Here is a 24,270-nt window from a genome sequence, read left to right as displayed (position 1 = left end):
TCAGAAAATTTAATGGAATTGTCAAGTATTTTTTATAATTTGTTCTCAAGGAAATATCCAAAATTTTGTTTATAATAGGATTACCCTTTTTTCACTAAGTTATTGCTTAGCTATGCTTGATCATTTAGAACAATTTCTTCCTAATAAAGAACCGTCGAGTATTCAAAACTTCCCTTTTTTTTGGGTTTCTCAAGTTAACGGAAAATATTCACAACTCATTGAAAAATCAATAAAAAAACTAGGTATTGATAATACACGCCGTAAAATCATTTTAAGTACTAATGCTTTGGGTGAAGCCAGTATCACCGATATCGCTAATCTTTCTACCTTAAAGTTAACTACGGCAACAAAAGCTGTATATCGCTTAGTAGAAGATGGAATTGTTGAGGTCTACTCTTCTACCACCGATGAACGAATTTCGATGGTGAAATTAACGATCAAAGGTATTGAGCTTGTTGAACAGATTAATCAGATTAGTGTGGTTACCTTGGCAGGCATCCTTAACGCTTTTTCAGAAGACGAGCTACATAATTTAAATAACCAGTTAAAAAAATTATTTGACCTCATGCCATCAAGTTGATTATTTGACTTGATATCGGGTTCGATACACTCAAGAGCAGCATGAAACAGTTCTTCTTTTCTCGCTGCTCTTTATTAAAAATAAGTTTTAATATTAAAAAATAAATAAAAATCATTCTCTTAATTCAATAAATTATTACTATCTGTTTACTTAACATACTTTTTAGGTATTCTAACATACTCAATAAGTAATGGAATTTTACATATAAAAAGAAAATAATAATTCCATGATCTTTGAAAACCCATTAACTCCTAATTGGGTTTAGACGCACTCTTCCGGTCTGTACGAGACCAAATTACTCATTTCTAGCCTATTTATTATTCTTATCTAAAAGGGGGAAATATCGAAAACTTCAGAGGAATAATAAAAGTTAGATATCAATTTCTTTAAGCGTTTTATACATAAGGATTAAGTGTATGAACCAAAGTAATATCGCTGTTGAAAGGACACAAAAGAAAAGCAATGCTTATGCATGGTATGTCGTCACACTTTGTATGTTGGCATATATATTTTCATTTATTGATCGCCAAATTCTGGCGCTGATGATTGAACCCATCAAAGCAGATCTCCAACTTTCAGATACACAATTTAGCCTGTTACATGGCCTTGCCTTCTCACTGTTTTACGCGGTTATGGGGTTACCCTTAGCCTATATTGCCGATCGTTTTTCACGACCAAAACTGATTTCAATCGGGATTATTGTTTGGAGTCTAGCAACGGCAACTTGTGGCCTAAGTAAAAACTTTATTCAACTATTCTTGAGCCGTATGGCGGTCGGTGTAGGTGAAGCTGCGTTATCTCCAGCTGCTTATTCAATGTTCAGCGATATGTTTAGTAAGGACAAACTAGGTCGTGCTGTCGGGATTTATTCAATTGGCGCTTTTTTAGGTGGTGGTATCGCCTTTTTAGTTGGCGGTTATGTCATTAACTTACTTAAAGGCGTGACACTCATTGAAGTTCCACTATTAGGCGCACTTAAAGCATGGCAAATTGCCTTTTTTGTAGTAGGTTTACCCGGCATCATTATTGGTCTGCTATTTATTCTGACCGTTAAAGACCCTGCACGTAAAGGCCAACAGCTCAATCAAAATGGACAAGTTGACCAAGTCAAATTTTCACAATGTCTTCAGTTTATTAAAAAGCATTCGAAAACATTTGCTTGTCATTATTTAGGTTTTACCTTTTATGCAATGGCACTCTACAGTCTGACTAGCTGGACACCTGCATTTTATATTCGAAAGTTTCAACTCGCACCGACTGAAACAGGTTACATGCTCGGCACAATTCTGTTAATTGCAAATACCTTAGGTGTGTTTTGTGCAGGTTGGTTAAACGACTGGTTTATTAAAAAAGGTCGTCAAGATGCGCCGATGTTCACGGGGGTGATTGGTATTGTTGGCCTGATTATTCCAATCGCGTTTTTTACCCAAACAGATCAGCTTTGGCTTTCAGTTAGCTTACTGATTCCTGCAATGTTCTTTGCATCTTTCCCTTTAGTGATTTCAGCAACTGCTTTGCAGATGTTAGCACCTAACCAATTTAGAGCACGTCTTTCTGCCCTATTTCTTTTGGTGAGTAACTTAATTGGACTCGGTATTGGTACAACATTGGTGGCCATTATCACAGATAAAGTTTTTGGTAGTCCGTTAATGGTGGGTTCTTCTTTATCTATTGTCGGTGGTCTGTCGTGTGTACTGGCTCTAATACTGCTTTTTAAAGGCTGCAAATTCTTTAGTGAAAGCATGAAGCTTGAAAAATTAAATTAATAGATCTCACAAATTGCAAAAATGTACTCTCTAACCAAACGCTTAGAGAGTACCGAAATATTCAAAATTACGTAGTGCCGAGGACTGGCATACATCTGGGAAATGGATTATGGAATTATTTCACCGTTTTAAACCACATACTTTAACCGTTGCCACTTTATTACTGATGTGCAGCAACTCATGGGCCGCAAATCCAAATCAGCAAACTGAAGATGAATGGAAATTCACTTTAAAAAATGCCTATATCAACCGTGATTTTGATAATGATGCCTTAAAAGATACTGGCAGTTGGTCTCAGGCAGCGTCTTTATTTTATAAATCGAAAATGCATGACACTCCGTTAGTCATAGCAGATAAGCCGCTTACGATTGGGGCTGATGCTTCTGTTCAATACGCCGTGCGCTTAAGTTCAGACAAACATGTCGCAGATACTGTTCTGCCTTTTAATAAAGAAACGCAATCTCAAGCATCAGATTATCTAAAATACGGTGCGACTTTAAAGCTGGGCTATGACAAAACCCTTTTAAGTGTCGGTGAACTCTGGCTAGATTTACCTGTAACGGCAGTCGATGCTAGTCGTCAGTTACTCACATCGTATTGGGGAACCAACTTAAAGTCTCAACTTTCAGATCAGCTCTATGCCGAAATTGGCCGAGTGGAAAAAGTGTCGCCACGAAATGAAGAAGACTTTAAAAAGTTTTCCTTTACGGCAAATGGGGTTACTAAAGAATCTGATGGTTTGAACTACATTGACTTACGATATCAATTCACGCCGTCTTTAAAGGGCGAATACTACTTTGGTAATTTAGAAGATCTGTATAACAAGCATTATGTTGGGCTTGAACATACGTGGAAGCAGTCAACTTTTGCTCTCACCTCTAAATTCAAATACTTCAATGCAAAAGATGATGGCAATACTTTTGATATTGATGCGCAGAACATTGGATTACTTGAAACCGTTAAAGTAAAAAACCATACCTTTGGTTTGGGTTACCAACAGATTATTGGTGAATCAGCTTACCCGCTACCAGATGGCTTCTTACCAGAGACGTATTTCATTAACTGGAATGCCACAGGTTTCTTTAAAGAAGATGAAAAGTCTTACCATGTCATGTATGGCTACGACTTTAAAGATTATGTGCCAGGCCTAAACGCGATGGTGAAATATGTTTACGGACATGACTTTAAAGCAGCAAATGGTGAGAAAAACCACGAAACCGAGTCGAATGTGATTTTAAACTACGCATTTCAGCAGCCGTTCTTAAAAGGTGTTGCCCTGCAATATATTCGTATTGATTACAACGTCAAACACGGCAATGACTTTGGCGAAGACCGTTTATTCGTCAATTACACCAAAAAGTTTTAACTAAGAAATCCCCCTAAAATTTAGGGGGTATTTTTTATCCTAATTTATTGACTAACCTTAAAGGCAAAACCTTCATAGCAATACTCATTGGAAACCATGGCCACTTCGGCACATAGGCCTTTACGGGTTGTTTTTCGATAGCTTTAACCAAAGCCTTACATCCTGTTTTGGCATCGACTTCAAAAGGTAAATGTTTAGCACCTTCATTCATTTCAGTTCGGATGTAACCCGGGAAAATGGTTGAGACTTTAATTGGCGTATCCAATAATTCAGCACGAATACCTTCAGCCAAGTGAGCGACCGCAGCTTTACTCGCTGCATAGGTCGATAAATGTTTTGGCAATCCGCGCATAGCACTCATGGATGACATCACCACCAAATGACCTGCATTTTGCTCTCTAAAAATTTCAACTGCTGCCTCACACTGCGCTAAAGCAGAAATAAAGTTTGTTTCAGCTGTGGCTCTGTTAATTTCAAAATTACCTTTACCAATACGGCGGCCATTGCCGACTCCCGCATTTACAATAATTCGGTCTAAATAGCCAAACTCTTGTTTAAAGGCGCGAAATACTTCAAAAACTTGATCGTAATTGGTAACGTCCAGACTTTTTGCAATGACTTTAATACCGTACTGATTTTCCAGTTCAGTTTTTAAAGTTTCCAATCTGTCTAAACGGCGTGCACAAATTGCCAAGTTATAACCTTTGGCTGCAAATTCATGCGCCATACCCGCGCCTAAACCAGAACTTGCACCTGTAATTAAAATTGTCTTCGCCATGCTTTTATCCTTATTTTAAATCCATGTCAGTAAATCTGGACGCTCAGCTTTTATAAAATGATGTTCATTTAAACTTAAAACCTGAGCTTCATTTCCAACCAACCGTAAAGTCGTGAGGCTTGTATTCGCAATTGCCCAATTCAACGCAAAAGTTCGATTAGGACTCAGTTCAAGCAATTTTCCAATTGCTACAGAAATCACACCACCAGAGGTAAAAACGACTGCATAACGAGGTTTGGTTTTTGCTAACTCATCACAAAGTTGCTGCAATGCTGTTTCGACCCTTTCTTTAAAATGCGGCCAAGATTCATCATATTCATGATGAAAATCTCCATCTGTCCATCGTCCAATGGCACCTTCGAATATTTTGGCAAGATATGCGCGAGGGTTCTGTTCTTGCGCCACGTCAGCTTTTAACAGTTCAGGCTGTTCAAAACGCGGTTCATAACGGGCAAAAACTTGTTGGTGGTTAAACTCATTCCATAAATTATTATGATGAATCACCGCATCTGGAAAGCATTCATTTAGTGCAAGTTTTGCAGTCTGCTCATGACGCTGCATAGTTCCAGCAACCACATAAGGTTGTTCTTTCAATATTTGCTTAAAATAACGACCTAACAAAGTCGCCTGAGCCTCGCCATTTTCAGACAGCTCATCATAGTTACTTTTACCAAACGATGCCTGTCCGTGTCTTACCAGATAAATTGTGGTCATCTTCTTAAAATACCCTGTATTTTCTGTAGAGATTGCTGAGCAAATTCAGAATCTTGCAATTTTTGCTGTGCGATAAGTTTTAAAGCTCGGATATGTAGCGCATGAATCACGATCCAGAAATCTTTAAATGCAGGATTTCGAGTTTGTTTATGGTAATAACGATAATAGATTTGCTGGGCAATCACTGCTAAACGGAATACACCAAACACTTCATAAAAAGCCCAGTTTTGAGGGTCCAATCCTGTTTTTTGCAAATAATACTCAACGACTTCTTTACGAGAGAACATTCCCTTTAAGTGAGTCGGCTGACGGCGTGTTGATTTAAAAATCATGTTATCCGTTGGCTCAACCCAATAGGCCAAAGCACTGCCCAAATCCATTAATGGATCACCCAAGGTCGCCATTTCCCAATCGAGCACGCCAATCACTTCTGTTGGATGCTGTGGATCTAAAATAACATTATCAAAACGCCAATCATTGTGAATAATGCAAGTTGTAGAGTCTTGAGGAATATTATCGTTTAGCCATTTTCGAACATATTTAAATGAAGGAACGTTGATTGTACGGACTTTTTCATAGCGTTTATCCCAACCTTCAACTTGTCTGCGGCAATATCCTGTTCCTTTGCCTAGTTCAGCTAAAGGCGTGTTCTCATAAGGAACTTGATGTAACTCAATCAGCTTATCAATAACGTTTACACAAAGCTCATGAACATTTTCTTCATTAAAGCCAAGCTCAGGCGGTAATTTTGCACGAGGAATAATGCCTTCAATACGTTCCATGACATAAAAATCACAGCCAATGACCGATTCATCCTGACAAAGTGCCACCATTTTAGGAAGCACTGGATAATAAGGCGCAAGGTTTTTTTGCACCATATATTCACGGGCCATATCGTGGGCCGACTTCGCTTTTGTTCCTTTTGGAGGACGACGTAAAATTAAATCGGTATTTTCATACTTTAAACGGTAAGTCCAATTCGACGCCCCACCTGTATATTGAGTAATGACCGCTGGGCCAACTAACTCAACACCTTGGTTTTTTAACCAGTTTTCAACTGCCCCGATATCAAGTTCTTCACCTTCACGTACTTCACCGCCTACATCAATTACCGACATATATTCACTTCCTTTAAACTTATACTTTCTTATGACGACCGAAATAACCACGTTTGGCCAACTCTAATTTGGCAATCATGCCTTTATGTACTTCATCTGGGCCATCAGCTAAACGTAAACTGCGTGCTTGAGCAAAGAAACCTGTTAATGGTGTATCTCTTGAAAGGCCCGCACCGCCATGTAGCTGAATTGCCATGTCGACTACTTTTTCTAAAACACTCGGAGCCACTACTTTAATTGCAGATATTTCTGTCAAAGCAGCCATATTTCCTAAAGTATCCATTTTATAAGCAGCATACAAGGTTAAAAGTCTGGCTTGATCTATGGCTACTCGAGCATCGGCTACGCGTTCGAGGTTTCCACCGAGTTTTAAAATTTCTTTACCAAACGCCGTTCTAGACATACCTCTATCAATCATAAGCTCTAGCGCTTTTTCAGCAGCTCCAATACAGCGCATGCAATGATGAATACGCCCTGGCCCTAAACGCCCTTGTGCAATTTCAAAACCTTGGCCCGCTCCACCAATAAAGTTTTCAATAGGTACTCGAACATTATTAAAATGAACCTCACCATGTCCATGTGGTGCATCGTAGTCACCAAACACAGGTAACATCCGTTGAATTTCGACACCAGCCGTGTCAATCGGTACTAAAACCATAGAGTGTTGATGATGGCGGTCTTTAGTTTCATCTGGAGTATGTGCCATAAAAATAATGACTTTAGCATTTGGGTCACCTAAGCCAGACGACCACCACTTTTTTCCATTTAAAACAATTGCATTACCATCAATGAGTGCAGTCGCTTGCATATTGGTTGCATCGCTTGACGCAACATCTGGTTCAGTCATGCAAAAAACCGAACGAATTTTTCCGTCCAATAAAGGTTCTAACCATTGTTGTTTTTGCTGCTCACTGCCATAGCGCCATAACAATTCCATATTTCCTGTGTCTGGCGCATTACAGTTAAAAACGGTTGGTGCCAATAAACTACGACCAGTTAATTCGGCTATGTGCGCATATTCTTGAACAGTTAACCCTGCACCCAACTTTTCATCAGGTAAAAACATATTCCAAAGACCAGCTTGTTTAGCTTTAGATTTCAGAGTTTCTAAAAGCTCGGGCCACTGCCACTTTTTCCAGTTTCCATCTGGATTTAATTCATGAACTTCTTCCCAAAATTTTGCTTCGACAGGTTCTATTTCTTCTAAAATAAATTTTCTTGTTCGCTCGGTAAAATCCTGAGCTTTCTTGGAGAGTTCAAACATTCTTTTTCCTTTACATCATTATCTGGTCTTTACATCAACATAACTTGAAACTTAATATGAATGAAATGATTTTATTAAATAACACCTCATGAATAATATTCATAACCTGCATGGCCTAGACTTAAGTTTTTTTCATCGAATTGATATCAATTTATATCCGCTATTTATCGCAATTTATGAGCAAAAAAGTATTTCAAATGCGGCAAGCAGTCTCAATATTACACAGTCAGCAGCAAGTCATGCTTTGCAGCGTTTACGTCAGCAACTTGAAGATGATGTATTCATACGAGTAGGCAATAAAATGTCTGCAACGCCTTTTGCAGAACAGATTTATCCAACTGTTAAGCAAGCACTTTTAACGATTCAAAATATTAGCCAACAGAAACATGTCTTTGATCCAACCAGTTTAAAAAGCTTAAAAATCGCCGTTCATGATGAGATTGAACCGATTATTCTTCCAAGGCTTGCTCAACATTTTCAAAATCTTAATTTAGATTTGCAGTTTGTCAGTATGAAGCTAGATCGAAAACATATTATGGCGGACTTGGCGACGCAGCAGCTCGATTTCGTGATTGACCTAGAACAATATTTATCTCCAAAAATTACCTTTGACCATTTGGTAACAGATGAGTTCGTCATTTGCAGTCAACTTAAAGAAGTCGATTTATCTCGTTATATTAATGGACGACACATTGGTGTTTCATCACGCCGTACGGGCGCTTTGCTTGAAGATATTTATTTAAACCAACATCAAAAAATTTCAAGAAACGTATTTATGCGATGTCAAAACTATTCAACGGCGTTACAAGTTCTGGCGGCTCAGGCCAACGCAATACTGACCATGCCTCGTATGATTTTGCAGCATTTATCTTATAGTCCTGAAATTTGCTTACATTCTCTGCCTTTTGAGATAACCAATATTAAAATGGGTATGTTTTGGCACGAAGATTTAAGGGATAATTTAAGGCATCAATTTTTGCGACATGAAATTATTAAACTTTTTCAGTAAAGCAAATTGATCTACTAAGCTTTTATCGTACAAGGACCAGTAATGAGTAAAGATGAACGGATAATCCAGAATCAGGACAACAAAAAAACGATTCGTCATGAAGATTACATTGCTGGCATTGGTAAAGGCATGGCGATTCTAGATAGCTTTAGCAGTAATCAACATCGTTTAAATATTTCTATGGCGGCTGAAAAAACCGGGCTCACCCGAGCGGCAGCAAGACGTCATTTATTAACTTTAGAATATTTAGGTTATCTTGAGTCTGATGGTCACTATTACTATTTAACCCCGAAAGTTCTTAAATTTTCAGGAGCTTATTTAGGTGCAGCTCAGCTTCCGAAAGTGTCTCAGCCTTTATTAAATCTGTTAACTAACCAAACTTCACTTATTTATTCAGTGATGGTGCTTGATGGTTATGAAGCCATTACCATTGCCCGTAGTGCTGCCCACCAACAAACTGACCGCGTAAATCCATATGGTTTGCATTTGGGTAACCGCTTACCTGCTCATGCAACCTCGGCGGGTAAAATTTTACTGGCACATTTAAGCCAAGAAGAACAATTGGACTGGCTTCAAAAATATCCTCTCCAACGTTTAACCAAGTATACGCATGTCGAGAATGATAAATTTTTAGAGTTATTACAAGAGATTCGAGAACAAGATTGGTGTTATTCACGTGAAGAACACGAATTAGGCGTTCATGCGCTCGCCGTACCAATTTATGGACAAGACTTTAAAGTTGTTGCAGCTTTAAATATTGTCTCTCCCACCATGAAAACAACTGAAGAATATTTAGTTCAACACATTCTGCCGCTATTGCAAGAGACTTCGCGGGACTTAAGACAAGTTCTTTAAATCTTGCTTAGGCTATTTTGATAGGATAAATTTTATTCTATGCTTAGGCTATTTCTAAAAGTAGTTGAAAGGAATTTTCAAATAACGAATGCCGTTTGATTCTGGCTCTGGAAAGTTTCCACCGTTCATATTAATTTGAATTGAAGGCAGAATTAATTTTGGCATTGCCAAAGTTGCATCTCGTTCTTGGCGCATTTTTATGAATGATTCTTTGGAAACGCGTCGATTTAAATGAATATTGCTTTGCTTTTGGGTTCTAATATCTGTTTGACAGACATATTCATCACGACCTTCGGGCTTATAGTCATGGCATAAAAACATGCGCATGTTGTCAGGAAGTGTATAAAGTTTTTGTACCGAATCATAAAGTGCAGCAGCACTTCCCTTAGGAAAGTCGCATCTGGCCGAACCATAATCAGGCATAAATAAAGTATCACCCACAAAAACAGCATCACCAATCACATAACTTAAGCAAGCAGGTGTATGCCCTGGTGTAGGAATGTTATAGGCTTCTATATCCCCTATTTTGAAATGTTCATGATCTTCAAATAAATAATCAAACGGTTGATTTTCATTGAATTTCTTAAAATCAAAATTATAGATAGCAGAAAATGTTTCTTGTACGATTGAAATCTTCTGACTAATTGCAATTGTACCGCCCAATTTAGATTTTAAATATTGGGCAGCAGTCATATGGTCGGCGTGGACGTGAGTTTCTAAAATCCATTGCACTTTAAAGTTTTGAGCCAAGACATAATTGGCAATCAGATCAGCATTAGTCGTTTTTGTAGTCGCCGATGCGGCATCGTAGTCAAGCACACTATCAATAATCGCGCATTGACGAGTCGCTAAATCCGCAACAACATAGCTAAAAGTATTGGTGTTTTCATCAAAAAAATCTTTTACTAGAGGTCGTTGCATAGGTTTAATTTCCTTTATTTAAGACTCGGTAAATAAACATTCCTAATAACATAGCCACAATAAAATAGAGCGCTTCAAAATGTCCTAATCCGATAAGCGTTAAAGCGGGCGCTGGACATATCCCTGCTATTCCCCAGCCTATACCGAAAATAAAAGCGCCAACAATTAATCTTTGGTCAATCTGTGTATTCATTGGTAATTGAATTTTCTCATTAAAAATCGTTTTAGGACTTTTTATAGCCTTTTGAAATGGAATCAATGCCACAGCAATTGCGCCTAACATCACAAACATTAAGCTGATATCCCACTGCCCAAAGATATCTAAAAAACCTAATACCTTTTCTGGATTAGACATGCCCGAAATCATTAAGCCTAATGAAAACAAACCACCAAATATAAAAGCAAAAATGTTTTTCATAGGATTACCCCAGCACATGACGAATGATATAGACGGTTAACATGCCAGCAAACATAAAAACTGCTGTCGCTATCATCGAGCGTTTTGATAGCCTGCTCATACCACAAATGCCATGGCCGCTTGTACATCCAGAGCCTAGCCGTGTTCCAAAACCAACAAGTGCGCCGGCTAAAATAAGTGCAAATGTATTGGCTTTAATTTCAATTTCAGGCTGATAAAAATAGCCATATATGAAAGGTGTAATCACGAGTCCTGCAATGAACCAGAATGCAGAACTTTTAAAAGTATCTTTAGTAGGATTAATGATTTGAGCAAGCAATCCACTAATTCCGGCTATACGACCATTTATATATAAATATCCAACTGTTGCGATGCCGAGTAATAAACCACCCAAAAAGGCATAGACAATATTTGACATATAACCACTCTTAACAATATATGTTTTTATAATCTGTATTATACGCTGATTTTTTTAGAAATACTTAATATAAAACTTTTGAGTTTATAATTCTTCTTAACAAGAAAAAGCCCCAAAGTTTTGGGGCTTTTGTCATTAAATTAGATCTTTAATGCCTAATTGTTCAGGCAGTTTTTCCATGACCTTATTCAATCTAGTATTTGCCGGAGAGATACAACCTGTGTAATGGCTTAATTTTGTTTCCGTGCCATTTGGTTGAATCCATGAAATGTAATAGCTAGACATGTCAGTTGCCGTTTGCTGACAACCCGCAGTTTTAGATTGTGTACCTGTTTCAGGACGATAAGCTTTTAAATCATCTGCAAGTTTTTTATAGTCTTGTACGCTACCTTGAATTTCTTTAACACCGATAGCTTTAGTGTATTGCTTACCTTCAAAACGAATTAGACCCGTAGGTGTTACTTCTACAGAATAGATCGGGCATGCGCCAAAGCATGGACTAGAAGCATAACGAATTGTCTCTTGTGTATTCGGTGCTTGCTGAACAGAAGCACAACCCATCAAAGCTAAACCAGATAAAGTTGCAAGAACCAAAAATCTCATCGTATCACCTATTATTATCAAGTGGCTTTAATTTATCAAATCATACACTTCTTGTCATTAAAGACTATTTTTTGTGATTGTTTTCATCAATTCATATATCTTATTGCTTAGGCTATTTTATAAAAATTAAATATTATGATCTAAAGAGCATAAAAAAAGGCCCATCTTGCGATGAGCCTTAAGCCAATAAAAGCTTAAATTCCTGAAATACAAATTATTACTGGGTAGTAATAACCTGCGATGACCATTCTAACGTAATGCTATAAATTATATAAATATAATATAAATATATATTTACGCTGGTTTTTCCAGCAAAAAAATCCGACTTTTAAGGACTAAAAAGACAATAATGTTTATTTCTAATTAAAATTCACAACCTTAAGTTAAACAAAACTTAATAAACAAATCGGTTTTATTTATAGGTAAAACATTGTGAAAAATATCTAATCATTCGGCCACCTCTGCGGTTCAAGAATTCTGAATCTTAAGAATATTTTATGTTTTGCAATGAGTTAAAGCACTTTTTTACTATTTGGTAAATCTATCTATTTAAAATAATAGAATTTACCACAGCACTTTAATATAAAAAACATATTAAAATTAAAGGCAAAAGAGAATTACTCTCTTTTGCCTTATTTAATTATTGTTCTAAGCTATAAGCGATTACATAATCACCATGATCAGGAGACTGGCGAGCTCCGCCTGCCGTAACAACCACAAATTGTTTACCTGTTTTCGGTGAAACATAGCTTATTGGAGTTCCTTGGCTACCTACTGGCATGCGTGATTTCCACAGTTCTTTACCTGTAGATGAATCAAATGCACGTAAGTAGTAGTCCTGTGTTGCAGCAAAGAAAACCAAGCCACCTTGAGTTGCCATAGGTCCACCAATTGTTGGCATACCGATCGGTGCTTTTAAGCCCATTTTGATACCCATAGGTCCTGTGTCTTCAACCGTACCCAGTGGGACTTGCCATGCAACTTGACGGGTTTTCATGTCAATTGCAGTCATAGTACCAAATGGTGGTTTCTGACAAGGGATACTTAGAGCCGACATAAAGCGGTTTTTATTCACTTTATATGGTGTACCTTTCATTGGTACAGCACCCATACCTGTATTTACTTTTTCACCGCCACTCGCCTGAATCTTAATATCTTCAGGTGTTTGTTCCATTAATTGAACCCATAAGCCAAGGCGCATATCGTTCACGAACATATAACGATGAGTCGGATCAAAAGCAATGCTACCCCAGTTCATGCCACCCAAAGAACCTGGGAAGCTTAATGAAACGTCAGTACCCGGTGCAGTAAATAGACCTTCGTAACGCATTGACTTGAAGTTAATACGGCACATGAGCTGATCAAACGGCGTTGCACCCCACATATCTGATTCAGTTAAAGTCTGATTACCAATTTGAGGCATTTCAACTGAACGTGGTTGAGTTGCACTATATTGCTCACCCGGAATATTGGCAGGCTTAACTGGCTGTTCAATTACTTTAGTCAGTGGTTTACCAGTTACACGGTCAAGCACAAAGAATTGACCTGATTTAGTTCCAATCACAACAGCAGGTTTAGTCGTACCATCTTTCAATGGGAAATCAACTAGACTAGGTTGCATTGGTAAATCGAAGTCCCATAAATCGTTATGAACAGTTTGATATACCCACTTTTCTTTACCTGTTGTCGCATCAAGTGCCAAAACAGAAGTATTGTATTTATGATCTAACGGATTACGGTTACCCCCCCAAATGTCGACAGATGAGCTACCCATAGGTAAGAACACCGTATTCATTTGCGGGTCATATGACATTGCAGCCCATGAGTTTGCAGAACTACGTTTATAAGTTTCACCAGGTTTAAGAACATAGTTAGGATCTGGATTACGTGCGTCAAATGCCCAACGAAGTTTACCAGTAATGACGTCATAACCGCGGATAACACCACCTGGCATATCTGCTGCTACGTTATCGGCAATACGGCTACCCACTACAATGGTTGTACCCGCAATAGTCGGAGCAGAAGTCACTTCAAAACGTGGAGCTTTAGTTCCAGCTCCCAGACCTTCTAACAGATCAACTGTTCCATTTACACCAAAATCAGCACAGCGCTGACCGTTATCTGCATTGACTGCAATTAAACGACCATCAGGTGTATTGGTATATAAACGACGCGGACATGCTGTATTGGTTGCAACTGTGGTTACTGCATTTGCACCAGCCAAAGTTGGTTGTACAAGTGGTTTGGTTGAATCAAAGTATGCGACCCCACGGCAACGTTCCCAAGCATCGGCTTTAGAGTTCACTTCAGCTTTCCAGAGTTGTTTACCCGAGTCAGCATCTATCGCAAAAATGTTGTTATGTGGTGTACATAAAAAAACTTTGTTTCCAACTTGTAGTGGGGTCATTTGGTCTTCAGCACCATTACCACTACCTGTTGTAAAATCACCTGTTCTAAAACGCCAAGATTCTTTTAGTTTATGAACGTTATCTCGGTTAATTTGATCGAGAGCAACAAAGCGACTACCACCTGCATCATTTCCATAATTTTCCCAATTCACCTGTTTTTTAGCTGGGTCAACTGGTACTAAAGGTAGCTTTTCACCTGAACTTGCTACTGTTGGATGCGGTTGGAACATTTGATAGAACGCAATCAACATACCAACAACAACTAACCCACCCACTGCATAAGATGAAGATGCCAAGCTAGTTTGAAATTGATAACGTCGAATTGAAGGCAAGGTAAATAACAATGCGGCAAAAAGACCTGCAGGAAACATTAACCGCGAAAATAACGGCCAAAATTCCCATCCTGCATCAACAAATGACCAAATGACTGTGCCAACAAAAACAGCCGCAAAAATCCAGACACCAAGTGCCTTTTTACGAAAAATACTAAATGCAGAAATGGTAATCAACAGTCCCGCGACTAGGAAATACCAAGACCCACCTAGTGAAACTAGCTTGCCACCGCCTACGATGTAAAAAACACCAGTAGCCAATAAAACTAGGCCTAATAGAAAACACCATATTTTGAATAAGATATGAAACTTAGAATCTGACTCAGACATAGATCCTACTCCACATATACTGAACACAATAGTTCAAGCATTTGGGCCAGTTAAACTATGTCTAACCAGCCATCAACATTGTTAAAAATTGACTTTAACGCTTAAGCCCGCCACCCAAGCATCATCGACTGCTTTTACACCAGCAGGTTGATGGATATATTGAATGTTTGGACGCAACATAACGGCCGGAGACCATTGATAGGTATAGTTCAATTCGACATTTAGCTCGTCGTCTTGAATTGGAATATAGTCAGATGCAATCGCATCATAGCTATAATATCCACGACTTTCGTTTGTTGTGATTTGCTTATCTTTAGCACGATCATTGACCAAATAATTGGCAATACCAAAGCCAATCGAATCATTTGGACGGCTATCAAATGGCCCTTTATACCAAAGAGCAAGTTGTTGGGTACTTTGAACAAAGGTCGTTGCCTTATCATTTACAACACCATTAAAACTTACATATAAACCGCGTTTCGGATCTTGGCCGTTATTCGTCAGTTGTTGTTGTGCATTAATCCAGAAACTTTGTTTTCCGTCATGAACCTTACCCGCGGTTTTAATATCATTCGCTTCTGCGGTTGAGTACAGCGCACCTACTTTATATTCACCTGGTAAACCATTAAAAGCAGCAAGTTTTGGTTTCCATGCTAGCTCAACTGGTATGGTTGCACCCTTCACGTTGTTCATATCCAGATTAAAACCATCACTATTTGATTCGGTTTTAATGTTGTCTGGATTTACTTCATAAACACCGACACCCAAAGTCCACTCAGGCGCAAATTGATATTTAACGTTTGCAGCCCAAACACCAACTGGTGAGTTGTACCAAATTGAACCAATTGATTTTCCTAGCTGCCCACCGCAAAGCAATAAGTTCTGAAACTCACATTGAGAACTATTAAAGTCTTCTGACATGCCCATACGGCCAACTTTGGCCTGTATAGTATTATCAACAAAGCCTTTCTTTACCCATGCTTGAGACAGACGCCAGATTTTACCGCGGCCATAAATCTCTTGAGCATTACCTAATTGGCTAGAACGCGGGTCTTTAATACGCTCCAAAGTAAGCGCATTCCCGTCACGTTTAGTCACGACCAGGCTCGCTGTTGTATCTTTCCACCCAGCAATCTTTTCTAAATCGAAGTTTGCACCTAAAGAAAGTTGCGCAGCATTTTCAAAAGTATTGCTGTCGTTGTAACCACCATCTAAATTTGTGGCACTTTGGCTCATGATAGAAGCCGTAAATTTATACCCTTGTTGCTCTAGCTTTTGGCGCTCACCATTCCAGTCGCCTAGCAACCATTGACGGTCTTGTGACCAAGGCTCATTAGCAAGTGCAAATTGACTGCCTAATACTGCGATTGTTAACACACTCAGTTTCATTATATTTGGCATTTCAAGTCCCTTTTATCATTTCTATATTTCTATGCTGCGCCTCGATTTGAGGCGCTTCCCTTATTGTTATTATTTAGTTTGTACGGCCGAACTAAGTTCAGACGTCGCGCCAAAACGATCCGTTATATTCGCTGTAATTGAAGCAACTTTGAGAGTTGGCTTCCAATTGGCTTTTGCATTGCCTTCGGCATCTGTAGCAACGGTAACTGCTCCTAAATATTGCTCAGCTTCTTTTGATGCCGCATTTTGATTTCCAAAGAACTCAACTTGATAGCGTTGGTTTGGTAAACCATTAATTTCTACAGTAACTGAACCTTTAGTAGCGGTTAACTTAGGCGCTTTAATGCCTTGATTCGGCTGAGCATTACAGTTTTTTTGATTTGGTTGAGTACATGTTTTTTGTTGCTTAGATGGATCAACGACTACGCCACCACCACGAGAACCGACAAAACCTTCGTGCTCAAGTGCAGGTACACCAAATACAATTGCACCTAACCGCTGATTTGGTACACATGAACCACCTGCTTCACAGCGTTTAATATCTTTACCATTGTCCCAAATCAGGTTTTTAGTCAATGTAATTTTTGCATTTGCATCTTTTTCCGAACGAATAGCAACACCAATACGGTTACCATGCACTCTATTGCTATCAAGAATGTTGCCATCGCCTGTCATGTTGAAACCAATCGAGTTATTGGTCATTTCGTTGTAGGCAATATAGTTACGCTTACCCCAGTTAATCTGTAAGCCATCCGAGTAGTTTTCGAATTTATTACCGACTACGGTATTGTCATTACCCCACAAAATTTCAATACCTTGTGATGGCTCTGGGTTCGCTTTCGTTGAAACAAAATGGTTATTTGCAATTAAGTTAAACGCAGCGCCACGGGTCAGTTCTAAACCATCACCATTGTCTTGGAAGATATTGTCTAAAACTTTGTTGTTATTGGTCGTGGTTGCAGTTGGGTTACCTTGCCCATCATCACCAGTAAGCATGACACCAGCACCACCGTAATTATTACTAATACGGTTATGTTGAATAAGGTTATTGCTTGAACGGTTAACCAATACACCGATACAGAAACGATGAATGTCTAAACCTTTTAAAGTGACATTGTTGACGTCACGTAGTACCACCCCCGGTAAAGTCATAGTACGTACATTGGTGCCGTACTGTTCAGGGTTTGCACCGGGACAAGCTTTTGCACCTTCGCCTTTAATATAATTTGAACCATCAATTGCGATGTATTCACCAGTTTTATCCCACTGGGTACCAATAATTTTGACAGGAGCTTTAATTTCAGGAAGTGCGCTATTTAATTTAATCGCATAAGGTGCTTTGCCTACCGCCTGAATCAAGATCTCGCTCGCTTCGCTTGAATTTGCATTGGCTTGTTCAATTGCCCAGCGTAAAGAGCCTTTATTGCTATCGTCTTGATAACGGTCAACAACATAAGTTTGTGCTGCAGTTATTCCTGAAACCATCAAACCTAATGCAAGAGTAGTTAAACGTAATGTATTCATTTCATCATATCCTTATGATTTATGGGTTTGTTGGTTGAACGGTTTTTAAAATCTGTTTGAGCTTAGTCACATCAATTTGCCCTGGTGCAGAAGCCTCGCCAATCATGCCAAAGCTATAACTTCCGCCCATGTTGGCAGTCGCAACACGAGAAATCGTACCCAGCTGTCCCATCGACATCGTTAACAATGGTTTAGTGGTTTGCTGACTTACTTTTAAAGTTGCGTTCATTAAAGTGAAAACGTCTTGTTTAGATTTTGGCATTACGGCAATTTTTAGAATATCTGCCCCCATTTGATCTTGTTTTAACAAGCGTTTTTCAATTTCATCTTGGCTTGGTGTTTTTTGGAAGTCATGATTAGACATGACAATCAGCACTTTCTTTTGATGTGCTTTTTGAACAATTTCTGAAACTACTTTTTGATCACGGAACATTTCAACATCTAACCAATCCATGAACGGATTTTTTAAATAAGCCTGATAAGTCTTACCATAATCAGCATCGCTAATTTCAAGCTGACCACCTTCGTTTTTAGTACGAATGGTGGCGATTAGTGGCTTATTGCCTAAAATCTTTTTTAATTCATGCCCCAATGCAATCACTTGTTTTGTATCACTTGCAAAACTGAGTAAGTCGATACGGAACTCTGCTAAATCAGCATCTGCTGTATTTGCAATGACTTGAGCTTGCGCTAAAGCTTGTTCTTTGGTCTTTGCTGTAATTGGAACAATTGTTTTAACTGCTGTAGTCGCAGGTTGTGTTTGAGTAGCTAAAGCAAGAGGTTCAGCATTCACCTGTGCTGTAAAAAAAGGGAGTGCAAGCAAACTTAAGCTTAATAATGTTTTCATTTTCATCTCTTTCATACCATCCTTTAAAAAGGCTACACGCATCCATGGACAATCATGTGTAGCCTTAGGTGTTTCTTAAATATCAAAAAATACTGTTTCGTTATCGCCTTGAATACGAATATCAAAGCGGTAAACAATTTCACCATTTTCTTCAAAACGTTTTGCAATAAGAGTTTGGCGACGCGGTGCCCACTCAATGCTATTTAAAATTGGGTCATTGCCATTTGCTTCGGCTTCATCTTCAAAATAAACACGTGTGTGCAAACCTAAATTAATACCGCGTGCGAAAATGACTAATGCAATATGCGGTGCTTGAGTTGAACCTTTACGGCCTGCTGTAGCACCTGGCTTAATTGTATTAAAGCTCCAAACACCTGTTTCAAAGTCTGCACCTGTACGGCCCCAACCCTGAAATGCAGGATCAGCTTTTTGCTCACGTGTATCTGCCTGACTTGGATAAATACCGTTCGCATCAGCTTGCCAAATCTCAATCAGCACATCACGTAGCGGTAAACCCAATCCGTCAAATACCTGACCTTCCAGACGAATGCGCTCACCTTGAGTTTGTTCTTGTACTAACTGGTTATTAAAGTTGTTTTCAAACACTTCAATATTTGCTTGTTGTGGCAATAAACCAATGTGAACGTAAGGACCGCCTGTTTGAGATGGTGTTTCTTTTAATTCCTGAAAATTCCAGTTATTCATGCTCGTGCTCCTGATTAAGTCAAATCATTTTCGAAGTAAGTCGCTCGACGACCACGTAAAGTGATGTCAAAACGGTAACAACGGCTATCAGCTTCGATAAAGTTGTTTTTATCTTCTAGTGCAATCAATGCACGACGTTGATCTTCAGAAGGAATCGTTTTTAAAATCGGGCAAGTGTCAATGAGCGTATCGCCTTCAAAATAAAACTGCGAAATTAGGCGCTGAGCCCAACCATCAGCAATTAAAGAGAAATGGATATGAGCTGGACGCCATTCATTGATACGGTTACGCCACGGATATGGACCTGGTTTAATAGTACGGAAAATATAAAAACCATTTTCGTCAGTTAATGTACGACCACAACCACCGAAGTTAGGGTCCATTGCACCAATAAACTTATCGTTTGGATGGCGATAACGACCAGAAGCATTGGCTTGCCATACTTCTAGAAGTGCATTTTTAACAGGACGACCAAACTGGTCACGGACATAACCATGAACAATGACACGCTCACCAATTGGTAAACCATCTTTGGCATAGTTCAAAATCAAATCATTATCTTTTGGGCCAAACAAATTTGAAGAAAAATGCGGTGAAGTAACTTCAGTTAAAGTCTCATTAATAGAAATCAATGCATTTTTTGGCGAACGTAAAACACTTGTCTTATAACCTTCCGCATATGCAGGTGGATGGTCTTCTGTATTACGTTGGGCGTAAGCACCCCAGCTATGTTGTGACATCTTTATCTCCTTAATCCTGTTCTTTTGCTGCAACTGAGTTGACTTCTATTCCCAACTCTTTAAAGACTTCTTCGGCCATATGCATTGCAGCATTTGCAGCAGGTAAACCTGCATAGAGTGAGCTATGTAAGATCAACTCTTTTAAATCTTCTTTGGTTACGCCATTGTTGAAACAAGCACGTAAATGCATGCGTAGTTCATCTTCACGTCCAAGCGCCAATAAAATTGCGATCGTCACTAAACTACGTGTATGACGTGGTAAGCCTGGACGAGACCACACCTCACCCCATGCGTAACGGCTAATAAAGTTTTGAAAATCTTGGTTAAAGTCATTTAAGTTTTGCAAAGACCGACCAACATGCTTTTCACCCAAAACTTCAGTCCGCACCTCAATGCCTTGTTTATAGCGTTGTTCATCATTCATTGTGATAGACCTCTATTAAGTTGCATCGGTATGCGCAACAAGTGATTTAACAAATACAGCAACAGCCGCAGCAGTCGCTGGAATTAGTAATAAACTGAGAATGGCAGTAAACGACCAATCATTACCGAGTAGTACGGCACCAATCCAAGCACCAAATACCGCACCGAAACGTCCAATACCCGTCATCCAAGAAACACCTGTTGCACGGCACTGCGTTGGATAGAAACGTGCACTTAAAGCTGGCATTGAAGATTGCGCACCATTAATCGCGATACCTGCGCAAAGAACCAATACAGCAAGTAATGTTGAGTTTCCTAAGCTTTGACCAACAGCAATCGCAAATAGACCCGCAGCAAAGTAGAAAATGGCTATGACACGGTTCGGGTTAAATTTATCCATCGCCCAACCAATGAACAATGCACTGACCACACCACCAAACTGGAACAATCCACCAATAAATGCAGCACGCTCCATTGAAGCACCCGTTTCACGCATCAGTGTTGGTAACCAGCTTGTAAGCAAGTAAACAACAACTAAGCCCATGAAATAGGTCAACCAAAGTAAAAGTGTTCCTTTTGCATATGGTTTAGAAAACATAATTCCAAACACATTTTTCTTTTGAGCTGTTTCAGTTTTCTCTTCAGGTACATGGAATGCAGTCGTATTTTGAACTTGAGTTGGCGCGATATGATTTAAGATTTTGCGTACTTTCTCTGGGTTCTTACCTTTTACAATTAAAAAGCGGTAAGACTCAGGTAAGACAAAAATCACTAAAATCATTAAGATCAAAGGTGACCAGCCGCCAAGTAAAAATAGACTGTGCCAACCGTATGTAGGTATGAGCCAGCTACTAATAAAGCCACCTGTTGCCATACCTAGGTTGTAGCCACAGAACATGCATGTCACCAGCAGTGAACGAATGCGTGTTGGACAGTATTCAGAAAATAATGTGGTGGCATTTGGCATCGCCGCACCCAAACCAATACCTGTCAAAAAGCGTAAAACGACAAGGCTATCTAAGTTGGTTGCATACGCAGATGCTAAAGTAAAACCACCAAACACAAGCATCGAAAAAGCTAAAACGATTTTTCGACCAAAACGGTCAGCTGTTGGGCCAGAAACCAAAGCTCCAATAATCATTCCACCAAGTGCAGCACTCATCACTGGGCCTAACTGAGAGCGATCAACACCCCAGTCTTGAGCCAAAGCTGGAGCGATAAAACCCATTGCAGCAGTATCGATACCATCAGTAAAAATAATTAAGAAACAGATGATTGCAATCATCCATTGATACTTACTGAGTGGAGCATCATTAATTAATGCTTGAGCATCGATACTTTTATTTGGTGCAGCGTAATCCTGAGACGCCATATTTGCCTCCTTAAGGCCAATTCCTTTTAAACTACTAAGCTATTAGATTTGCTGAATAAACCTAGTCAATTCCTGAGTAAATCTTTGCGGTTGCTCAATATTAGAAAGATGAGATGCTTCCAATTTAGCAATTTGACTGTTCTTAATAGCATTCTGCATAAACTCAGCATCTGCTACTGTTGTCACTGGATCTGCCGTTCCTGCAATGAGCAATACAGGAACTTGGATTTGCGTAATTTCATCTCTTAAATCAGCATGTGCTAAAGCACGACACGCATTGGCATAACCTTGTGCTGGTGTGTTTGCCAGACTTTGAATCGTCGTTTGTGCAACCACATTATGTTGATAGTCGAATTTTTCACTAAACCAACGTGTGTACGTGGTTTTAACCAATTCAGCCAGTCCATTTTGTTCTACTGATTCTGCGCGACTCAACCACGCCTCAGCCTGTCCAATTTTTGCCGCTGAATTTGCGACAGTAATGCTTAGAAAGCGCTCTGGATAATGAACACCCAACCAAAGCCCTGTAATTCCGCCCATTGAAATGCCACAAAAATGAGCTTTTTCAATATCTAAGGTATCTAAAATATCAGCAACATCTTCACCTAAGTTTTGTAAAGATGTTTCAGCGTTCACATCACTTTCGCCATGACCACGTGTGTCGTATGTAATGACATTAAAATGACTTTTAAGCTCATCTACTTGCGGCTGCCACATTCCATGATCTGTTCCTAAGGAGTTAGATAACACAAGTGTTGGAGCATCTTTTAATCCGTCGGTATATACAGCGAGCTGTTTACCTTGTCGATTGGTTATAAGCTGTTTCACTTTATGTCTCCTCCTTGTGCTTCTTGCAGAACAGCATCAATTTGAGCTTGAATGTTGCCCAAATAGTTTTCTGCTTTAAATATTTCCAGAATTTCTGTTTGACTAAAATGTTCTTTTACTTCATCTAACTGACTAACAACCTCAGATAAATGCTGCTTTTGAGCCACGGCTGTTTTACAAGCTGCTTCAACAACATGATGAGCATTTAAACGTCCAATTTTTGGAGCAAGTGCCATCATCACAGCTTCGGCCATAATCAACCCGTTGGTACAGTCAAGGTTCTGCTGCATATGCTCAGCATTAACTTCAAAACCTTGTAAAACTTCACCAGTACGAGTTAATGCTCCAGCACAAAGCTGAAAAATTTCAGGGATTGCTAACCATTCAGCATGCCATGCGCCTAAGCTACGCTCATGTTCCTGCACCATGCTTTGATAGATGCTAGACATAAGTGCTGGTACACGATTTGCTGCTGCAAGTACTGAAGCTGCTGCAACTGGATTACGCTTATGAGGCATAGTCGATGAACCACCACGACCTTTCGCGGTTGGCTCAAACAACTCTGCAATTTCAGTTTGCATCATAAGAGACCAATCACGTGCCATCTTGCCCGTATTCCCAACAATCATGCCAAGTACACTTGCGATTTCTACAATACGGTCGCGTTCACCATGCCATGTGCTTGTCGGTACAGTCAGATTCAGCTGCTGAGCAAATGCACTCACTACAAGCGAACCTTGATCTTGCAAAGAAGCTAATGAACCCACAGCACCACCTAACTGAGCAGTGAGTACACGTGATTTCATGGCTTGGATACGGTCTAAATCACGCTTAAATGCAGAAGCCCAACGAGCGAGTTTATGTCCTAAAGTAATTGGTAAAGCTTGCTGTAACCATGTACGCCCAATCATGACTTGATGACGATATTGCTTAGCTTGTTGTAATGCTGTGGTATAGCAGTGTTGAAGTTGTTCTTCCACAATGTTTAACGCATCGCGGCATTGCAAAATACAAGCTGTATCTAAAATATCCTGACTCGTTGCACCCCAATGCACATAACGTGAAGCATCTTCATCAACATCTTTAACAATTGCCGTAAGCTGCTTTACAAATGGAATTGCAATATTTCCAGCTAAGCCAGTTGCTACAGCCAACGCTGAAAAATCAAACTTCTCTATTGCCTGCTCAGCTACTTGGGCAATGGTATTAGCCGCATTTTGAGGAATCACACCAACTTTTGCCTGTGCTTGAGCTAACGCAACTTCAACCTGAATCATATATGTGATTAAAGATGAGTCACTAAAGATGTCAGTGACGTCTTTTTGATAAAACAAGCTGGCATATAACTGGCTCATGATTAGACTCTCTCAATAATCAATGCGATGCCTTGACCTACACCAATACACATTGAACACAAGGCATAACGACCACCTGTTTGTTCAAGCTGGTTTAATGCTGTTGTCACGAGGCGTGCACCTGATGCGCCAAGTGGATGGCCTAAAGCAATCGCACCACCGTTTGGATTTACCTTGTTAGAATCGTCTGGCAAA

At 39.4% G+C, this 24,270-nt stretch carries 23 protein-coding genes and 1 pseudogene; 5 read left to right on the top strand and 19 right to left on the bottom strand.

Going from position 1 to position 24,270, the window contains the following annotated elements; all coding sequences use genetic code 11:
- Positions 1-112: 112 nt before the first annotated feature.
- The 3 genes from ODQ17_RS17305 to ODQ17_RS17295 all read left to right on the top strand — a co-directional run bounded on the left by ODQ17_RS17305 (position 113) and on the right by ODQ17_RS17295 (position 3,712).
- Positions 113-580, top strand: a complete 468-nt coding sequence (locus tag ODQ17_RS17305; RefSeq protein WP_322905210.1) for a MarR family winged helix-turn-helix transcriptional regulator — start codon at positions 113-115, stop codon at positions 578-580.
- Between the two features lie 416 nt (positions 581-996).
- On the top strand, positions 997-2,346 hold the full coding sequence (locus tag ODQ17_RS17300) for a spinster family MFS transporter (protein ID WP_100193540.1): 1,350 nt from the start codon (positions 997-999) through the stop codon (positions 2,344-2,346).
- A 109-nt stretch (positions 2,347-2,455) separates the two neighbouring features.
- The gene (locus ODQ17_RS17295) at positions 2,456-3,712 is read left to right on the top strand and encodes an OprD family outer membrane porin (RefSeq protein ID WP_322905207.1); all 1,257 of its coding nucleotides are present in this window, start codon (positions 2,456-2,458) and stop codon (positions 3,710-3,712) included.
- Positions 3,713-3,746: 34 nt separating this feature from the next.
- Here the strand turns inward: ODQ17_RS17295 and ODQ17_RS17290 are convergent, their stop codons facing one another.
- The 4 genes from ODQ17_RS17290 to ODQ17_RS17275 are packed head-to-tail and all read right to left on the bottom strand — an operon-like array spanning position 3,747 to position 7,586.
- Positions 3,747-4,490, bottom strand: coding sequence for an SDR family oxidoreductase (locus tag ODQ17_RS17290; RefSeq protein WP_322905205.1), 744 nt, complete (start codon positions 4,488-4,490; stop codon positions 3,747-3,749).
- Positions 4,491-4,505: 15 nt separating this feature from the next.
- Positions 4,506-5,204 carry a histidine phosphatase family protein gene (locus ODQ17_RS17285; protein WP_009392107.1) on the bottom strand — a complete coding sequence of 233 codons (699 nt, stop codon included), beginning with the start codon at positions 5,202-5,204 and terminating at the stop codon, positions 4,506-4,508.
- Positions 5,201-6,322, bottom strand: coding sequence for a phosphotransferase family protein (locus ODQ17_RS17280; protein ID WP_322905203.1), 1,122 nt, complete (start codon positions 6,320-6,322; stop codon positions 5,201-5,203). The genes ODQ17_RS17285 and ODQ17_RS17280 overlap by 4 nt, the downstream gene beginning before the upstream one ends.
- 19 nt (positions 6,323-6,341) lie before the next feature.
- Positions 6,342-7,586, bottom strand: a complete 1,245-nt coding sequence (locus ODQ17_RS17275) for an acyl-CoA dehydrogenase family protein (protein WP_322905201.1) — start codon at positions 7,584-7,586, stop codon at positions 6,342-6,344.
- 88 nt (positions 7,587-7,674) lie between these two features.
- Here ODQ17_RS17275 and ODQ17_RS17270 point away from each other — a divergent pair, with 88 nt between their 5' ends.
- Together ODQ17_RS17270 and pcaU are read left to right on the top strand one after the other, a co-directional pair.
- The gene (locus tag ODQ17_RS17270; protein WP_013197679.1) at positions 7,675-8,595 is read left to right on the top strand and encodes a LysR family transcriptional regulator; all 921 of its coding nucleotides are present in this window, start codon (positions 7,675-7,677) and stop codon (positions 8,593-8,595) included.
- A 42-nt stretch (positions 8,596-8,637) separates the two neighbouring features.
- Complete coding sequence (gene pcaU / locus ODQ17_RS17265; protein WP_000030964.1) at positions 8,638-9,450, top strand: IclR family transcriptional regulator PcaU; 813 nt, start codon at positions 8,638-8,640, stop codon at positions 9,448-9,450.
- A 54-nt stretch (positions 9,451-9,504) separates the two neighbouring features.
- Here the strand turns inward: pcaU and ODQ17_RS17260 are convergent, their stop codons facing one another.
- From ODQ17_RS17260 to ODQ17_RS17190, 15 genes and pseudogenes are all read right to left on the bottom strand, one after another.
- Complete coding sequence (locus ODQ17_RS17260) at positions 9,505-10,371, bottom strand: MBL fold metallo-hydrolase (RefSeq protein WP_322905199.1); 867 nt, start codon at positions 10,369-10,371, stop codon at positions 9,505-9,507.
- 4 nt (positions 10,372-10,375) lie between these two features.
- Positions 10,376-10,789: a DUF6691 family protein gene (locus ODQ17_RS17255; RefSeq protein WP_322905197.1), complete on the bottom strand. Its 414-nt coding sequence runs from the start codon at positions 10,787-10,789 to the stop codon at positions 10,376-10,378.
- A 4-nt stretch (positions 10,790-10,793) separates the two neighbouring features.
- Positions 10,794-11,207 carry a YeeE/YedE family protein gene (locus tag ODQ17_RS17250; RefSeq protein ID WP_322905195.1) on the bottom strand — a complete coding sequence of 138 codons (414 nt, stop codon included), beginning with the start codon at positions 11,205-11,207 and terminating at the stop codon, positions 10,794-10,796.
- A gap of 135 nt (positions 11,208-11,342) precedes the next feature.
- A complete protein-coding gene (locus ODQ17_RS17245; protein WP_322905227.1) occupies positions 11,343-11,801 on the bottom strand; it encodes a DUF6438 domain-containing protein in 459 nt (152 codons plus the stop codon).
- 649 nt (positions 11,802-12,450) lie between these two features.
- Positions 12,451-14,880, bottom strand: coding sequence for a glucose/quinate/shikimate family membrane-bound PQQ-dependent dehydrogenase (locus ODQ17_RS17240; RefSeq protein ID WP_322905193.1), 2,430 nt, complete (start codon positions 14,878-14,880; stop codon positions 12,451-12,453).
- Positions 14,881-14,961: 81 nt separating this feature from the next.
- Positions 14,962-16,281, bottom strand: coding sequence for a carbohydrate porin (locus tag ODQ17_RS17235; protein ID WP_322905191.1), 1,320 nt, complete (start codon positions 16,279-16,281; stop codon positions 14,962-14,964).
- 69 nt (positions 16,282-16,350) lie between these two features.
- On the bottom strand, positions 16,351-17,805 hold the full coding sequence (locus tag ODQ17_RS17230; protein WP_322905189.1) for a right-handed parallel beta-helix repeat-containing protein: 1,455 nt from the start codon (positions 17,803-17,805) through the stop codon (positions 16,351-16,353).
- 19 nt (positions 17,806-17,824) lie between these two features.
- Positions 17,825-18,652, bottom strand: coding sequence for a type I 3-dehydroquinate dehydratase (gene aroD / locus ODQ17_RS17225; RefSeq protein WP_322905187.1), 828 nt, complete (start codon positions 18,650-18,652; stop codon positions 17,825-17,827).
- 75 nt (positions 18,653-18,727) lie between these two features.
- Positions 18,728-19,357 (bottom strand): protocatechuate 3,4-dioxygenase subunit alpha, encoded by a 630-nt coding sequence (gene pcaG, locus ODQ17_RS17220; RefSeq protein ID WP_151989457.1) that lies wholly within the window; start codon positions 19,355-19,357, stop codon positions 18,728-18,730.
- A gap of 14 nt (positions 19,358-19,371) precedes the next feature.
- On the bottom strand, positions 19,372-20,097 hold the full coding sequence (gene pcaH / locus ODQ17_RS17215) for a protocatechuate 3,4-dioxygenase subunit beta (RefSeq protein WP_016137964.1): 726 nt from the start codon (positions 20,095-20,097) through the stop codon (positions 19,372-19,374).
- Positions 20,098-20,107: 10 nt separating this feature from the next.
- On the bottom strand, positions 20,108-20,521 hold the full coding sequence (gene pcaC, locus ODQ17_RS17210) for a 4-carboxymuconolactone decarboxylase (RefSeq protein WP_005306044.1): 414 nt from the start codon (positions 20,519-20,521) through the stop codon (positions 20,108-20,110).
- Positions 20,522-20,536: 15 nt separating this feature from the next.
- A complete protein-coding gene (locus ODQ17_RS17205; RefSeq protein ID WP_322905184.1) occupies positions 20,537-21,892 on the bottom strand; it encodes an MFS transporter in 1,356 nt (451 codons plus the stop codon).
- A 42-nt stretch (positions 21,893-21,934) separates the two neighbouring features.
- Positions 21,935-22,720 (bottom strand): 3-oxoadipate enol-lactonase, encoded by a 786-nt coding sequence (gene pcaD, locus ODQ17_RS17200; RefSeq protein WP_322905182.1) that lies wholly within the window; start codon positions 22,718-22,720, stop codon positions 21,935-21,937.
- Positions 22,717-24,075, bottom strand: coding sequence for a 3-carboxy-cis,cis-muconate cycloisomerase (pcaB, locus tag ODQ17_RS17195; RefSeq protein ID WP_322905180.1), 1,359 nt, complete (start codon positions 24,073-24,075; stop codon positions 22,717-22,719). Before pcaB ends, pcaD begins: the two co-directional genes overlap by 4 nt.
- A 2-nt stretch (positions 24,076-24,077) precedes the next feature.
- A pseudogene (locus ODQ17_RS17190) lies at positions 24,078-24,270 on the bottom strand (acetyl-CoA C-acyltransferase); the annotation flags it as partial.

Source organism: Acinetobacter sp. IRS14, assembly GCF_034650275.1.
Taxonomy (GTDB): Bacteria; Pseudomonadota; Gammaproteobacteria; order Pseudomonadales; family Moraxellaceae; genus Acinetobacter; species Acinetobacter oleivorans.
The sequence above is the reverse complement of the archived record's forward strand: the minus strand, read 5'-3'. Positions and strand labels throughout refer to the sequence as shown.